This window comes from Reinekea sp. G2M2-21, from assembly GCF_015687175.1.
Taxonomy (GTDB): domain Bacteria; phylum Pseudomonadota; class Gammaproteobacteria; order Pseudomonadales; family Natronospirillaceae; genus Reinekea.
The window spans coordinates 330,164-345,928 of sequence record NZ_JADPQG010000003.1 but is presented as its reverse complement, the minus strand read 5'-3'; the positions used below and the strand labels follow the sequence as shown (position 1 = coordinate 345,928).

Sequence of the window (15,765 nt, the reverse complement as noted above, 5' to 3'; positions counted from 1 at the left end):
TTATTTAGTGGCGGTTTCAAATTTGAAGTGCAACTCAATTGTCGGATCAGAGAGTGAGTTAGGGTAACCTCGTCGCTTTTCGTTCCGGCCAGAATGAGAAACATGAATAGAAGCTACACCCAACTCACAGAAATCGAACGTTTTCAGATTTGGATTGGACTTTCACTGGGAAATACCCAAACCAAGATCGCCGAATGTTTGGAAGTCCATGAATCGGCGATTAGCCGAGAGATTAAACGAAACAGTGGGAAACGAGGTTACCGACCTAAGCAAGTGCACCAGCTGTCTTTAGCGCGTTGACAAACGAACAATGCCGCTAAACTGAATCATGACCCTTGGAAAGCTGCGGAATCCTTGATACGAAAGGATTGGAGCCCTCAGCAGACAATTGAATGGCTTAAGCGCAATACCTCCTATTCGGTCAGTCACGAAAGTATTTATATGAATGTGTATAAAGATCAGCGCAGGGGGGGGGGGGACATCGTCAAACACTTGCGGTGTCAGAAGCAGCGGAAAAAGCGATATGGCAAGATTGATCGTCGGGGTCAGCTAAAAGATCGACGTTCGATAGAAGAGTGGCTAGATACCTCCGGCTATCCGATAATATCGCAAACTAGCGACAGGTTCGCCAAGACGAGTTGCGTTGTCAAATGGGTCATCAATTTGCATTTCACTCATACCCCATGGTTGTTCAGTTAACTCTTAGCGGAATGGAGCCTCTCACTCTTTCAGCTCTTTATAAAGCTCAGGCACATTTTCAACTCTAATATTGCAACTACTATCAGAACCTATAGTTCTAGCATGATTTTCGCTTTCCGGACGCCAAAAGTGAATTTCAGCATCATCCCGGGTAAGAATTAAGTGCCCATAATCTGGAAATTTTGCTTTTACTTTAAAGCCGAGCATCGATTCAAAGAATTCAGCAGTGATTTCAATATCACCAGAAGGTAATTGAGGAATACCTTTCCCTAGATTCATTACCTAATCTCCAATTGGACATAGCAGTGCACTATACGGACCCAACTACACAAGATGGGTCCGTATATTACAATTTAAGTTTAGTTACCCCATATATGGAAGACCTTGGCATAGTACAGTGAAAGGGATATTTAGCGTTACCGCCAGGGTATAGATTTTTAATCGCTGATGATTATGATTATGATTATGATGATGTATGGCATGACTCATCGCTTACCAATATGTATCAAGGCGCTGCTGCAGACAAGCGGCAGAGGGCGGCGTTTTAGGTGTAGATAGGGTCATTAGTGAAAAACAAGCATATTGAAATTTTTGTTCAGTACTTAAGGTTACTATCGAACCTACTTGAAAAGATCGAGGAACATTTTGGTGGTGATGAAAGTATTCTCCACGGACGTCTTAGTCCAGATATGTTCCCGCTGTACGTTCAAGTAGAGATAGTAGCGAGTTTTGCCTTAAGGTCTTGTAGTCCAATTGCGGGCGTGGAAGTCAATTCGTATTCTCGTGAGGTTAAGTCATTTGCAAATCTAAGGGCCCAACTTGAAGACACATTAAACTATGTTGCAAGTTTAGATGAAAAGGAGAATAACCTTGAAGTAGAAATTGAGGATATAGCTGGTCCTGCGCCAATCTCCATGAAAGCAGAGGATTTTCTAGTGCGTTTTGCGTATCCTAATTTCTATTTTCATTTTGGTATGGTCTACGCTATAGCACGGTTTAGAGGTGTACCTCTTACCAAAGGTGCCTTTGATGGGCTTCATCAGTATCCTCCAGGTTTTTCGCTTGAAGGAAGTAATACCTAACAAGGTGCTCAAGCCGAACTATCACCTGCGTTCCACACAACGCATGGATGTATTTGTTAACAACTTTATTGTTGCGTTTTTAGGGGTGAATATGACTAGAGGAGCGAAAAGTTAACAACTTTATTTATTTCCTTAAAAAAGCCCCCCAAGAAAATCAATGACTTAGAGGGCTATTTGTTAACAACTTTATTGTTCGCCAACAAGAAACCAGCTTCGGCTGGTTTTTTTGTCTGTTATAAAAGTGTGTTTTGGAGTTCGTGTGTCTAATGTGCCTTTTCCCCTGTTGGCATAAACGTAACTCGCTATTGTTCAGGTCGTTAGTTTTGTAGGGAGGTTAGATCTGGTAGTTTGTATCTGAAAGTGAGTTCGTTTGTTTTTTGCGGGCAAAAAAAATCCCCGAATTCACGGGGATTTTTTTGGAAAATCAAAATTAAGCTGTTTTGCGACGTCGCGCAGCGAACAACCCTGTAATACCCAATGCAAACAGTCCCAATGTGGCTGGCTCGGCAACGTCACTGCTGAATTCAGTCACGTGGCTGATTGTCAGGTTGCTGAGGTTTGCAATGTCTAAATTGGAAAAGTTGATGAAGCCCCAAGAGGTATCGTTGTTATTCAGGAACAACGCAGTATCAAAGGTGCCGCCGGCGTTAGTGCTGGCATTTTTTATCAGATAGTAGCCAGGCCCGAAATCCAAACGGAAAGCCAGATGTCCAGTAAACTCGGTTTTATCATCATTGAACACCTGATAAGCCGTGACTTGGTCACCGTCATTGGTTTTTCCTTCAAGGGTCGCATCAGTGCCCAAGTAGCCAGAAACGATGGCTGTTTCAAGGTTTACACCGCTGGCGCTTCCGGTATACCAGTCTGAATAAGAGCTGCTGTTTTTGGAATCCCAAGCTATTTCCAGTGTGTCCATTTCGCCAACGTCGTAACTAACGCTGTCTACTTCTACATAGTAGGCTTGGGCGGCGCCGCACAGTGTGGCTATCGCAAAGCCAGTTCCTAGGATTTGTTTGATGTTCATAATTTGTCGTCCATTGAGCGAATGATAATTGCTTTTTCTAAGCGATTATCGTGCCATATTTCTTTAGGCCTTAATCTACGTGTCTCTTGGCGAATTTCTCGTTTCTTTAGGAATGGATTTGTAAAAATTATCGACACAAAATATGTGACATGTATCGAAAAAATGTGTGATGTGTATCACATTTTTGGCTTGGCCATTATTTTCGTTGCGTTCGCTCGTTGTACGGTAGATTCTAAGGTTTTGTAAAGTTTTCCGACATCGTCGACTTTTCAGCTGTCAGGAATTTTAATGGTCCACCCATTCAGTTTGATGCCTGCTGTGCGCCTCATATTTCTGGGATTATGAATTACTTGTTGAGCCTGTTTCCAAACTCTCTCTACAATGCCAGAAAACAACAAGAGTAATCGCCATGAGCAGAGAGTTCGATATTGTCCTGATGGGCGCCACTAGTTTCGTTGGTAAAATTACAGCGAGACGCTTTGCGAAGCTACTCAGCCGCCAACCTGAGGCTTTTCGACTGGCGTTCGCTGGCCGGTCTGAATCGAAATTGGCCTCCATTATTGATGACCTAAAGCGCGAGTTTCCCAATGTGGCAATACCCGTGTTAAAAGGGGATTCGATGTCCGAACACGATATGACCCTGATCGCGAAACGGACCCGAGTTGTCGTATCGACCGTTGGTCCATACGATCTCTATGGCGATGCACTGGTCAAGGCCTGTGCTGAGAATGGCACTCACTACTGCGACTTGACTGGTGAGCCGCAGTTTATTCACCGAATGTTGGCGAACTACGAACAGATCGCCAAAGACAGCGGCGCTTGCATTGTGCATTGTTGCGGTTTCGATTCAATTCCTTCCGACATTGGAACCTACTTTCTTCAAAAGCGCGCGCAGGAGGCCGGAATGGGCCAGTGCGTAGATGTCGATATGCGGGTTAAAGCGATGAAGGGCGGGTTTTCTGGCGGAACCATTGCAAGCCTGATAAATATTGTGTCTGACGTCCGGAGGACCCCGTCGCTTAAAAAAGTGCTGTTCGACCCCTACGCCCTGTGTCCGCAAAACAAAGGCATAAAGCAAACCTATATTGGTAAGGCTCAGTCCGATTGGGTGACCGATCAATGGGTTGCGCCGTTTGTCATGGCACCCATCAACAGTAAAATTGTTATGCGCAGCGCGCAGTTATTGCCAGATTTATACCCTGACGGTTTTCGTTATAACGAAGGGATGCTCGGTGGCAAAGGCAGTAAGGGCCGGCGTTCAGCCAAACTGATATCAGCGGGCATTAAAACCATTGTGGTTGGCGCTGCCATGGCTCCAACACGCTGGTTGCTGCAATCTTTCGTGTTGCCAAAACCCGGTGAAGGACCCTCGCCAGCGGAGCAAGAGGCGGGTTTTTTCGTGGTACAGGTGCACGGAAAAACCGAGACTGGTCACCGGCTTTCCGTTCAGGTAAAAGGGGATCAGGACCCGGGTTATGGTTCCACCTCAAAAATGCTCAGCCAGGCGGCGCTGGCATTGGCTTTTGACTTGAATGATGATCAGGTCGGTGGTTTCTGGACACCCGCCAGCTTACTGGGCGAAAAATTGATTGAGCGTTTGGCGGCAAATGCTGGCATTGAATGCTGTGTTCTGAACTAAACGCGGAGTCACACAGCTTCTGTTTTTTTTCCTTGTTGCTGATCAAACCATATCGCCCGGGCGTTATTCGGGCGTGGGTTTCAAGGCAGGTTTGATCAGCTGTACCGTAATAGCTGTTCCCAGCAGGGTCACAACCATGCCTATGATCAACTGCGCGCTGATCTCTTCACCCAGCAGTAGTATTCCCCAGCTGATAGCGAAAAGCGGAACCAAAAAGGTGACTGTCGAGGAAGCCATGGCACCTGATGTTGCCAATACCTTGAAGAACAACAGAAATGCTAACGCGGTACAGACGACTGCTAGCAAAAGGGTGCTGCCCCAGGCTTGTGCTGACGGGTTGATGTCTGGCCAAAACAAGATGCCCGGAATGAGTAGGAGAGTTGCACTGGCGCCCATACTGCCCACGGTAATTTCGCGTGCGTTCAGGTGGCTGAGATATCGCTTGGAAAAATTCACTGAAATGCCATAGCAGAATGTGGCGAGTAAACCCGCCATAATTGCCCAGCCAGTGCCGCCGCTGTGAAAGGTTAATTTATCCGCGGATAGGATGAAAACACCTGAAAAAGCCAATGCCAATCCAAACTTCTGTTGTCGTGTGATTGGTGTGGAAAACCAAGCCGCACCTACAATGGCAGTAAAAATCGGCGTCGTGGCATTGATCAGTGAGGTAAATCCGGCTTCCAAGCGCAAGGTTGCAAAAGCCAGCAGAGTAAAGGGAAGGACATGGTTTAAGCACCCGAGCACGGACAGTGGCACCAGACTGCCAAGGATCCGTAGCCGGAACGTTTTTTTCAATAACAGGGGCGATACCACAATAACCGCGATGGCCATACGTAAGAAAATGAGCGTGACGGGGCCAAATTCTGGGGATGCTACCCGCATAAACAGAAAGGAAGCGCCCCAAATGGCGGAAAGTAGCAGCAGTAACAATGCATTGGTTCGGTTCATCATCATTCCTTAGTTGAGTGCGGTGAGTAAAGCACATCGGGCGTCATTGGCTGGCCATTTTCGGAACCGGAATAACGTTGGTTTTTGCAAACGTGAATGCATGTCTCCCGCTGGCGGCTGCCGGACAGGCATTCAGACTGAAGCGGTCTGCCCCATCAGTTTAGCGGCTAAGTCTCGCGGAATGCTGGGCCGTCCGCGTTCGTTCATGCCTGTGCCGGTGATCATTGCCTGGACGCACACCACGTCATCGTCACGGCGGTGAATTATTTGCTCAAATTGAAACCGGACCCGGTCTCTCATCGAAAAGTTCACACCGACGTAAAATTCATCGCCACTGGTTAAGGGGCGTTTATAGTCAAGTTCGGCGCGAATGACGACGAGATTGACACCCTGACGGGCCAGGTCGGCGAAGTCGACACCTCGGTATAGCAGAAACTCGTGACGGGCATGCTCCAAATAATTCTGGTAGACCGCATTGTTCACGATTCCCTGAAGGTCGCATTCATAATCTCGTACTTTGAAATGTTCGGTATATTGATACATGTTAATCACAAGCATTGTGGGCGTTATTCGAGGCCCGAACCATATCGGGTTGCTCTGGAATTGGCAATAAACCTCGTTATGGTGAGTTTTCCGTTTTTTGCGATCTGAGCCTCACTGGACTAACGTCTAAGTTCGAACCCTTTGAATCCGCTGGTATTTATTCAGAGGTGCCCTATATTTCAGGTTGGACTACTGTTTTCAACAGGGGTGTTGAGGTGCTAAAAAATATTCTGGTGGCCGATGACAGTCCCAGCATTCGCAAATTTTTAGTCGCTTTGCTGGAGCAGAAAACCGAAGCGACTATTCAAACCGCCCTCGATGGCAAAGACGCGCTGGAAGTGATTTTGTCCAGTCCTCCTTTCGACCTGGCGTTAATCGATCTGAATATGCCCAGAATGGACGGCGTGCAGTTGTTAAAGCGACTGGCCGAGCTGCAATTTTCAGCGCCCATTGTGATTATCAGTGGCCTGTCACGGCAAATTCTCGGTGCTATTGAAAAACTTTCCAAGGAATATCGGTTAAATGTGGTAGGTACCATCGGTAAACCCATTGACGTCAGTGCGGTTGAGCACATCCTGACGCAGCTCACAAACCATGAACGTCAACGAACGGTCGTCGAAGAGATTAAAACGTATGAGATTCTCGACGCCTTACAAAATGGCAAAGTTGAACCCTGGTTTCAGCCGCAGGTTGAACTGATCCGTCGGCGGCTGGTGGGCTTTGAGGTGCTGTGCCGAATTCGCCATAAGCGTCATGGCCTGATGTTGCCACAACAATTTATGCAAACATTGGAAAAGTCTGAGTTGATTCAGGTCGTTACCTTTGAATTGTTTAAGCAGGCCATTACCCGGTTTTGCAGTCTGCCGGACGCCTATCAGCAGTGCACATTGTCGTTTAATTTATCTGCGACGTTGTTTGACTCTGAAACCTTTATCGAGCAATTGATTCAGTTAATTCATGATTCGCCCATGGCCAATGAACGCATCATGATGGAAATAACCGAGACAACGATCGCGACCAAGCCGCTGAACGAACTTGAAGGTACCGCGCGTTTGGCGATAGCCGGCTGTGGCTTGTCGATCGACGATTTTGGCAGTGGTAAAGCAACATTGGAGCGTCTGCATTCATTGCCGTTTTCAGAACTGAAAATCGATCAGCAGTTTTTGCCTAAAACCCAGATTTCAGAAGCTCAGCGGGCGTTGCTCGAGTCGACTATCAACATGGCCAGACGCTTGGGTATGAAAGTGGTGGTGGAAGGTGTGGAAACCTTCCACCAGTGGGAGCTGGTTCAACATCTGGGCTGTGAAATGGCACAAGGATATTTCATTGCCGCCCCGATGCCATTCGAATCCGTTGCTGAATGGATCAATCAATGGCAGTCGTTAACCTGATCCGCTAAGCGCTCGGCCAGTCCGGCCCAGCGTTCTACTTTGGTTTGCACGCCATGGCGCCAGCTTTTTTCGTCCGCGATCAGTGTGAATTGCCGTTTGGCTCGGGTGAGGCCAGTATACAGCAGCTCCCGAGTGATCAGCGCTTGAGGTATGGGTGGCAGTACCATCGCCACGTGGTTGAATTCCGAACCTTGCGTTTTGTGTATGGTCATGGCGTACACGGTTTCTGTGGCAGGCAAACGGCCCAAAGCAACGGGCCGGTAACCGTCCTGTGCTTCAAACCAGGCCAACAGTTGACCATTGCCATCTGGCCAAACCAAGCCGATATCCCCATTAAATAGTTTCAGACCATAGTGATTTTGCGTCACCATGATGGGCTGGCCTTTATAAAACGGCTGGCGAAGCCGGTCCAGCTGTTTGCGGATTACTTCGTTAATGTGATCGACGCCAAAGTCTCCATCTTTTACGGCGCACAGGATGCGGAAGGTTTTTAACTGCGCAAAGGCTTCAGGCAGCGTCGGTTGCGATGCAATAGCGGCGTAATACTGCTGAATCCAATGTCGAACCTGTTCACTCAATGTGTCGGTTGCGATCTGAGTTACGTCATCAAATTGAGCGAACCGTGACCATGAAGATGGATAATCACCGGCAATGACATCGCGTGCTAGTACACCAATACCCGATTGACCATCGAAGCGGCGGCTGTGAATTAATTCACTGACATGATCTGCTGGAGCTGATGATGTTTGAACGGGAAATTGGCTGTCGAGTTGATGAATTGCCTGCGCGCGATCCGTGCTGTAGCCGGGGTGCGGTCGGCTGACCAAATCGCCCAGTACGCTGCCCGCGGCGACCGAGGGCAGTTGGTCGGCATCACCCAACAGGATTAATCGAGTTGTCGGTTTTATCGCTCTGCACAGACGTGTCATCAATGGCAAGTCGACCATCGACCCTTCGTCGATTAACAGCACATCGGCTTCTATGGGGTTGTCAGCATGGTGCCGGAATTGAATGTGGTTGGGTATCACGCCCAAAAGACGATGTATCGTTTGTGCGTCATCCGGTATGACCGCCGTCAACAGCATATCCAGATTCATCTGTAGCTTGGCCTCGCGAATCGCTTCCCCGAGTCGTTGTGCGGCCTTGCCGGTGGGCGCCGCTAACTTGATGTCCAGTGGGTGATCGCTTAACGAGGCCAGTAACGCCATGATGCGCGTGACGGTGTATGTTTTTCCGGTACCCGGTCCGCCCACAATAATATTGAGATTACCGAACAAGCTATTAATCGCGGCTAATTTCTGGTGATCAGGTTGTTGCCCCGAGTTCGGGAAATAGTCCATCAATAACTGCTTGGCTTTTTTTATTTGCGCCGGTGTCAGATCGTGCGTTGTTTGTCGTTGACGCTTGAAGAACCGCACCAGTTCGGATTCGAATTGCCAATAGCGCCGCAGATACACCCGTTGGTCGTCCAGGATCAACGGTGAGTTGGACGATGGGTCTAAGTTGAAAGCGGATAACCGTTCATACCATTGCGCTGCCGTTGGGAAATTTTCACCACCATAGAGTTCCATTTGGTGGAAAGGAGGCTCGTGCTGGCACAACGTCAGGTTCAGACAACTGTGTCCCTGTTGCAGCGCCAGACTGGTCGCAGCGATGGTCTGCCACAGCAGGGCGTCATCGCTTTGATGCCACTGACAGATACGGTCGGCTAACGCACAGTCGATAGGTTGAAAAGGTGATTTCAGATTAAACATGGTCACTGGCTCCTGCGTGAGCATGACCGAAGATGTCATCCAGTGTTGCTAATTCCGAAGCCGAGAAATTATCGTAAAAGATGCCGGACGACTGTTCAGGATGCATGCCGCGCAAATAAAGGTAATAAACGCCGCCGAAATGCTGTTCTGGCTGGTAATTGCGGATGCGTGTTTTCAGATAGCGGTGTAATGCCAGCGCATAAATGGAATATTGCACGTCGTAACTGCTGTTATAAATGCTGTGGCGCAGTTGCTCGGGTTGATAGTCATCCAGGTGAAAACCGAGGTGGGTCGATTTGTAGTCGGCGACATAATAGCGGCCATTGACTTCAAAAATAAGGTCAATGAACCCATGCATCATTCCCTTTAACTTGTGGCGATCCGGTAATTCGTAAGGTTGTTGGCGTCGTTGGCTGATGAACTCGGATAAACGGCGAATGTGACTGCCCTGCATCGGAAAATAAAACTCACTTTCTCGCAGCGTTTGCGCGTAGGGCAATTGCGACAGGGACGTTTCTGCCAACGGAGTGTCCAGAATTTCCTGCAACCATTGTTGCAGCTCTGTATCTGTAAAGGTTGCACACAGACTGCTATAGCGCTCACGGGCTGTGGCCAGCAATTCAGAAAAGTTCGGCGCGCTGAAGTCACAATGCTCCAGGGTATCGTGCAGCAGGTTACCGGCTTCCGCACCTTTGGTCAGTCGGTAACGTAAGGGTTGATCTTCTGGCAATGGAATGACCTTGTCTTCTTCATCTCGATCCGGCGCGCTGTGGGCGCTGTGGCCAACATGCCGGGTGAGGGCTGAAAACGAACTTAACCACCAGTCCCGTTCAATATGGCCGTGAAAGGTTGCCGGCGCTAATGTCTGAGTCGGTTGTGGATGGGTGATTTGTGCGAGGTGGATGTCGGGTTCCGTCACCGTGAGTAGAGTGGCATCGTTCCCGGTGCAGACTTTTTGTTCTATGACGCTCAGATCATAAGCAGAGACCTTCAGCGTTTGCGCTAACGCGGACTGAGCAAAACTTGCAAAGGGAGCCATGCAGGCATACAGGCGTTTTTCTGCTCGGGTGGCTGCGACATAGAGCAACCGGACAAGTTCGGCCTTTTCTTCTTCCATCGTCAGGGCGACTTCTTCAGGCCCGGCGAGAAAGGATAGTTTCAGATCCAGACTGGTGCGGTCATGGTAGCGATATACGGCCGGTGCCATTGGACTGGCCCCGTAGTAACTGATGAACGGTAAGAATACGATCGGGTACTCCAACCCTTTCGCGCCGTGCATGGTGATTATTTTGATCAACGCGTCGTCGCTCTCCAGACGCAGCAGATTTTCGTCCGCGCGGCTGTCGTCGGTTAACGCACGTTCAAACCAATGCAGCAAAGCATCGGGCAGGCGATGGCGCCCGCTTTCCATCTGCAGCCGTTCTGCCAAATGCAGACGGTTGGTTAAACTGCGCTCTAACGTGGTGGTGCGTGGCCGGTAGGCCGTTTGCAGCACATCCAGCAGCATGCTCATCAAACCACGCATCTGCCAGTCCGTGCGCCAACGTTCAAACTGTAATTGCCATTGGCTCCAACGATGCTCATCGTGATTGATTGCATCGAGTGTGGCCACGTCGAGACCAATCCAGGAACTGGCCAGGGCGGCCATGAACAGGCGGTCGTTTTCTAACTGCCAGATACCTTTTAGTAACGTCAGCAGTGAGGTGGCCTCTTCGGTTTGCAGCACGTTTTGACGTGAGCTCAGGTACACCGACGCCAAACCGGCATCGGTCAGGTAGGACTGCAAAAGTTGTGCTTCGCGGTAGGACCGGACTAACAACGCAATGTCACCAGCCTTGACGGGATGCCCATCGCAGGAGACCTGTTTGAGTAACACGACGATTTCCTGAGTGACCCATTGCGTAATGCGTTCCTGAAAGGATTTCGCAAGTCCGCGCGAGGGTAGTTCGTCAGGTTGAAAATGAACCCACTGAACAGCCGCCCTGTTGTCTGAGAAGACAGGATTCGTTTTGTCCTTCGCCGCGTTCACCCGACGGTAGTCAATACCGAAGCCAAAGACGTCACTGTTTGAGTCTGTCGCTGCCTGAAGAAAGGCCTGGTTGTAACCGTTAATGACCGCAGGCGATGATCGATAGTTGGTATTCATGGTCCACTGATAATCGACATGACGTTTTGCCGTTAAGTAGGCAAAAACATCACCGCCCCGGAATCCGTAAATCGCCTGTTTCGGGTCGCCGATCATGCACAGAAAGGTACCCGGTTGTTGTCGGTAAATGGTGTTTAAAATGCTGTACTGGTCCGGGTCGGTATCTTGAAATTCATCGACCAATGCGGCCGGGAATTGACTGCGCAGCGCTTGGCTCATTTCGGTGCCATGGCTGCCGCACAACGCATCGCGCAGTTGTAGAATCAGGTCGTTGAAATCAAGTTGGTCGAGTCGCTTCTTATCTGCACGGATGTGCTCGCGGATGTACTGCGCGCCCGTCAGCGCGGCGCTCAGTTTTCGGGCCGCCTGATTCTTGATCAGGGTGCGGATTAACTGGAAGCTGGTGGGCATCAGCGTCTGTTTTTTGGCTGTGCTGTAAGCCTTGTCGAGTTCAAACTTGCTGAACTCAGGCTGGGTGTCTTCTGCCAGGATAGCATCCAGCTTTTCACATACGCTCTCGTAGGCGGCCACTGTGGCTGCGTTGCTGCGCGCGGTCACTTTATTCAACGAGGCAAACTGTTCGCGTTCGGCTGGCCAATACGCGCGCACCTGGTCCATGAGTTCAGTTATGTCCTGTTCAGCCGGCGCGTGAATGGCTATGTCTGAGTCGAGAACCGATTGCCAGTGTGTGGCAAAACTGTCTGGTGTTGGCCAACGGTCAACGATATCCAGAAATACATCGGTTTGCTGAATGGTACGGTACCAATCTTCACAGGCTTGAAGTTTCAGCAGACTTGCGTCGGCTTCCATGTCAGCGTTGAAACTTAAACCGCTGAAAAATGCCTGTTGCGATAACGCGCGTTTACAAAAACCGTGAATAGTGTAGATCGCCGCTTCATCCAACGTCAGAATGGCTTGCTTTAATAGCAACCTGGCTCGGGTTGGGTCGAGTGACCGGCGCAGTTGTTGAATCAGTTCATCGTCACTGACATCCCATTGTTCGAGAGCGTCGCGCAAAAACTCGTTGAGGCGATTGCGGATTTCCGCGGTTGCTGCCACCGTAAAGGTCATGACCAGAATCTGATCGACGCTGTATTCCTTTTCAAGCAGCAGGCGTAAATACAGGCGAACGATGTTATAGGTTTTACCCGTACCGGCGCTGGCTTCAATCAAATGGCTGCCGTTGAGAGGTAAGGTTTTGCTGTCGAGCTCTGCAATAATCTCAGCCATTCATCGTCTCCTCCAAAGGCTCTATTGTTGCGCTGTTCAACAAGCTGTCGTAGATCTGATGGAGCGTGGCCAGTGTCCGGCTGTAGTCGGGTTGTTCCGGCCAGAAAAATTGAATATAGGGGTCGTAACTGAGTCCGCGCGCACGGAAGGTATCTGCCCATAACGTGTTATAGGTTTTTTCATCATCGTTGTCGTCGAGCAGCGGTTTTAACCATTCCGACGGCGCGAACAGTGGCGTTGTTAACCCCTCCAATAACGTGCTGTGCAGTATTTGTAATTGAGCTCGTGCATGGCTGATGGGCGCGAAAGTTACCTGATCAATGCTCTCCTCTTTGCCGCGAAACAGGCCTTTGCTGGTGGTCGGTTGCTGACAGTTGGCCACTAAATGCAATAACCAAAGTGTGATCAGGTCTTTGCCTTTGATGTTGGCCAAGCGCCAGATCAAGATCTCGCCATCGCTGGTCAGCGGAATATTGGTCGCCAGGGTGGCACTGTCGAGTTGGATCACCAGCGGCAGCGATGTAACCGAGGATGCGCCGTGCGTTTTCAACACGTTGGTAAACGACATGGCCTGACTCTGCCATTCGAGTACGGTGGATTCTGTCGTGGACGATAATGGAAATGCGCTGGCAGCCAGTTGCCGCTCCAGTATGTTTTCCACGGTCCCGCTATCGAGCAGCTGCGCGATGGCAGTGTGTTGAATCTGGTATCGATCCAGGTGGCTCAACGTAAAGGGTTCGCTGTCCTTTGGTAGGTTGTCGTCGTAGCGATCCAGATACAAACCCAGTCGGTTTTGCGCAAAAACCTTTGCTGGGTGAGTAAAGAACTGAATCCATTCGTTCAGCAACCAGTCTTTTTGGGGGGCGTCTGTCGGCACTAGGTTTTCGTGACTGTCGTGGGTATTTTGCCCGCGCAGATGAGACCATCGATCTTCAAAACTTGGGTAAGGACCTGCGTAATTTTTGTCACTGAACGGCTGTAAAGGCATCACGCGAATGTGTTGTTTTTTATCGAAGCCAAAGGCGGGCGACAAATAGGCAAACAGTTCTTCCAAGACCAATGACGGTGGCCGCTGTTCGTTTTTATGAATATCGAAACCCTGATAACTCAGGTACAGGGAATCCCGTGCGGACAACATCGCCTCCAAGAACAGATAGCGGTCATCTCCGCGCCTTGAACGATCACCAAGCCGGGGTTTATCCTGGGCCATCAAGTCAAAACCAAGCGGTGGACGGGTTCTTGGAAACTGTCCGTCATTTAAACCGAGAATGGCGACCACGCGAAACGGAATGGAGCGCATAGGTACCATAGAGCAAACGGTAATCTGACCCGTCATAAATTGGCTGCCGGTTTGTTCCGGGCTGGCGAAGGCGTTTTCCAGAACATGCCGAATGACCGACAGTGGAATCTCGATGTCATCCAACCCGGCTTTGTTGGCAAACTCGGTGACATCGTTGATGGCTTTGAGGATGGACTGGTTACTGCGTTCAAAACTTTGCTCGCTGGACAAAAGCGCGATTTGCAATTGATGGATCAGATAGTCTTGCCACTCACTCGGTGTGCGCGACCGGGTCAGGTCCGAACGTAATTGCTGCAAACGTTCAATAATGTCGGTGATTTTGCCCAACAGCAGTGCTTCGCTGCCTTCGACTTCTGGCATCAATGCGTATCCCTGCACAAAACCTTCCTGATCGCTGTACGCAAACCCCAGCAGTAATCGATCTAAGCCCTGTTGCCAAGTGAAGTGTGCGCTGGTGTCGACATCCAACCATTGCGATTTGTGGTTAGCACTCAATCCCCAGTGAACATTTGCGGCGGTTAGCCAGCGGGTCAGCGTTTGCAGGTCTGCCGGTGTTAATTCAAATTTATGGGCGATAGCGGGAACCCTTAACCAGCTGAGAATCTGGCTGACTTCGAAGCGAGCATCGGGCAAGGTCAATAATTCCAGAAAAGCTGCCACCGACGGGTCGGCGTCCTTCAGGTTTCGGTCGGCCACTGAGCAGGGCAGAGGTGGCACTTCATCGGGTAATTCCGCAAAGCTGCGTGCGAACACGGCGTGCACAAAGGGCGCATAGTCTTCGACGTTTGGACACATCACTAAGACATCTTTCGGCGTCAGGCTTGGGTCGTTATTGAACTGATGCAGCAACCAATCGTGCAGGCCCTGAACTTCTCGAAACGCGCTGTGAGCCGACGTAATGGTGATACTGTCGTCCATCATACGGTCGGTTTTCTCGCTTCGGCCGTCCCGGGCATTGAGTAAATCTGCTTGTAGCCAACTTAATGTGGTTGTCGCTTCAATAGTGGAAAAAACGTGCGCGTCATAATGGGCGCGTTCCGATAGCAGTTTGACAAAAGCCTGGCCCTGTTGCCCGAGACTGGTTAGTAAGGGGTTCCCGGCCTCCGATGTCCAAAAACCATCCTCATTGTCTTGTAACCAGGCGGCGCGAGGTTGGGCATTTTCCCGCACCAGCCGTTTTATCTGTTGTATTTCGGATTGCAGTGCATCCCAGTGCTCGGCACTGGGATTTAGATATAAAAGGTGAATGTCGGTACTGGTTTGCTCAGTGATCGCGGTCAAAAAATCGAGCCAGATTGGGGCCAGTGCATTCAAACCAAAAATAAAGAAATGGTCCGGTAACGGTAGCGCTGGCTGTTGAATGTTGGCGATTGCTTGGCGCATCAGCCGCAGAGGGTGGTTGGCATCCGCTGCGACCAATCGTTTCCAGATTGCCGCTTGCCAGTGTTGTGCCGGGTCTTGTTCCCACTGCTCAATCCATTCCGGACGAAACATCAGGTATTGCTCATACAGGTCGGCCAATTGTTCGGCGAGTTGAAATCGTCGTCGTGCCTGCAAACCGGAGGGTTGATCTACCCAATACGCAGTCGGTTCACGCATCTGATCCTGGTGTTTAAGTTTTTCATCATCCAGTAAACGAAAAATGCGCCAGGCCAGAATTTCCCGTGTGTAGACTGAGCGGTCAGGAACAACGCCCGGACCGAGAATCAGCCGAATCAGATCCCAAAAATAGCGGACCGGTAATGGATACTCTGCGTTCATGCAAATCTGGTGTTCCGAGCGTTGAGCCAACTCCATGCTGAGCCAATGTTGCATGCCCGGATGTTGCACCAGAATTGTATCGGCAGAGAGGGGCGAGCGTTCCAGATTGCGCAGCAGTGTGTCCAGCGCGCTGACCAGATTTTCGAGTTTGTTTGATGGATAGGTATAGAGCATGAATCATCAACACCGGAATGTGAACGCAGTTTATCACGTCTTCGTAACCTCGCTAGCGCATGGCGAAATGAAGT

General features: G+C 49.9%; 11 protein-coding genes. 4 read left to right on the top strand and 7 right to left on the bottom strand.

The window, feature by feature from the left end:
- The first annotated feature begins 102 nt into the window (after positions 1 to 102).
- Positions 103 to 300: a helix-turn-helix domain-containing protein gene (locus tag IYN85_RS13815; protein WP_196159492.1), complete on the top strand. Its 198-nt coding sequence runs from the start codon at positions 103 to 105 to the stop codon at positions 298 to 300.
- Positions 301 to 720: 420 nt separating this feature from the next.
- Here the strand turns inward: IYN85_RS13815 and IYN85_RS25925 are convergent, their stop codons facing one another.
- The gene (locus IYN85_RS25925) at positions 721 to 978 is read right to left on the bottom strand and encodes a hypothetical protein (RefSeq protein WP_230390740.1); all 258 of its coding nucleotides are present in this window, start codon (positions 976 to 978) and stop codon (positions 721 to 723) included.
- 287 nt (positions 979 to 1,265) lie between these two features.
- On the opposite strand from IYN85_RS25925, the gene IYN85_RS13805 reads away from it, so the two are divergent.
- Positions 1,266 to 1,781 carry a DUF1993 domain-containing protein gene (locus IYN85_RS13805; protein ID WP_196159491.1) on the top strand — a complete coding sequence of 172 codons (516 nt, stop codon included), beginning with the start codon at positions 1,266 to 1,268 and terminating at the stop codon, positions 1,779 to 1,781.
- 430 nt (positions 1,782 to 2,211) lie between these two features.
- On the opposite strand, the gene IYN85_RS13800 is transcribed toward IYN85_RS13805, so the two are convergent.
- Positions 2,212 to 2,805 (bottom strand): PEP-CTERM sorting domain-containing protein, encoded by a 594-nt coding sequence (locus IYN85_RS13800; RefSeq protein ID WP_196159490.1) that lies wholly within the window; start codon positions 2,803 to 2,805, stop codon positions 2,212 to 2,214.
- 409 nt (positions 2,806 to 3,214) lie between these two features.
- Between IYN85_RS13800 and IYN85_RS13795 the strand changes: the two genes are divergently transcribed.
- The gene (locus IYN85_RS13795) at positions 3,215 to 4,444 is read left to right on the top strand and encodes a trans-acting enoyl reductase family protein (RefSeq protein ID WP_196159489.1); all 1,230 of its coding nucleotides are present in this window, start codon (positions 3,215 to 3,217) and stop codon (positions 4,442 to 4,444) included.
- A gap of 63 nt (positions 4,445 to 4,507) precedes the next feature.
- On the opposite strand, the gene IYN85_RS13790 is transcribed toward IYN85_RS13795, so the two are convergent.
- Positions 4,508 to 5,392, bottom strand: a complete 885-nt coding sequence (locus IYN85_RS13790) for a DMT family transporter (protein ID WP_196159488.1) — start codon at positions 5,390 to 5,392, stop codon at positions 4,508 to 4,510.
- A gap of 132 nt (positions 5,393 to 5,524) precedes the next feature.
- Complete coding sequence (locus IYN85_RS13785; protein ID WP_196159487.1) at positions 5,525 to 5,935, bottom strand: thioesterase family protein; 411 nt, start codon at positions 5,933 to 5,935, stop codon at positions 5,525 to 5,527.
- Positions 5,936 to 6,150: 215 nt separating this feature from the next.
- On the opposite strand from IYN85_RS13785, the gene IYN85_RS13780 reads away from it, so the two are divergent.
- Entirely contained in the window at positions 6,151 to 7,326 is a 1,176-nt protein-coding gene (locus IYN85_RS13780; RefSeq protein ID WP_196159486.1) for an EAL domain-containing protein, read from the top strand.
- Here IYN85_RS13780 and recD read toward each other — a convergent pair.
- The 3 genes from recD to recC are packed head-to-tail and all read right to left on the bottom strand — an operon-like array spanning position 7,305 to position 15,691.
- Positions 7,305 to 9,080, bottom strand: coding sequence for an exodeoxyribonuclease V subunit alpha (gene recD, locus IYN85_RS13775; protein WP_196159485.1), 1,776 nt, complete (start codon positions 9,078 to 9,080; stop codon positions 7,305 to 7,307). The two genes, IYN85_RS13780 and recD, sit on opposite strands and share 22 nt — an antisense overlap.
- Positions 9,073 to 12,456 (bottom strand): exodeoxyribonuclease V subunit beta, encoded by a 3,384-nt coding sequence (recB, locus tag IYN85_RS13770; RefSeq protein WP_196159484.1) that lies wholly within the window; start codon positions 12,454 to 12,456, stop codon positions 9,073 to 9,075. Before recB ends, recD begins: the two co-directional genes overlap by 8 nt.
- Positions 12,449 to 15,691, bottom strand: coding sequence for an exodeoxyribonuclease V subunit gamma (gene recC / locus IYN85_RS13765; protein WP_196159483.1), 3,243 nt, complete (start codon positions 15,689 to 15,691; stop codon positions 12,449 to 12,451). The genes recB and recC overlap by 8 nt, the downstream gene beginning before the upstream one ends.
- Positions 15,692 to 15,765 lie beyond the last annotated feature (74 nt).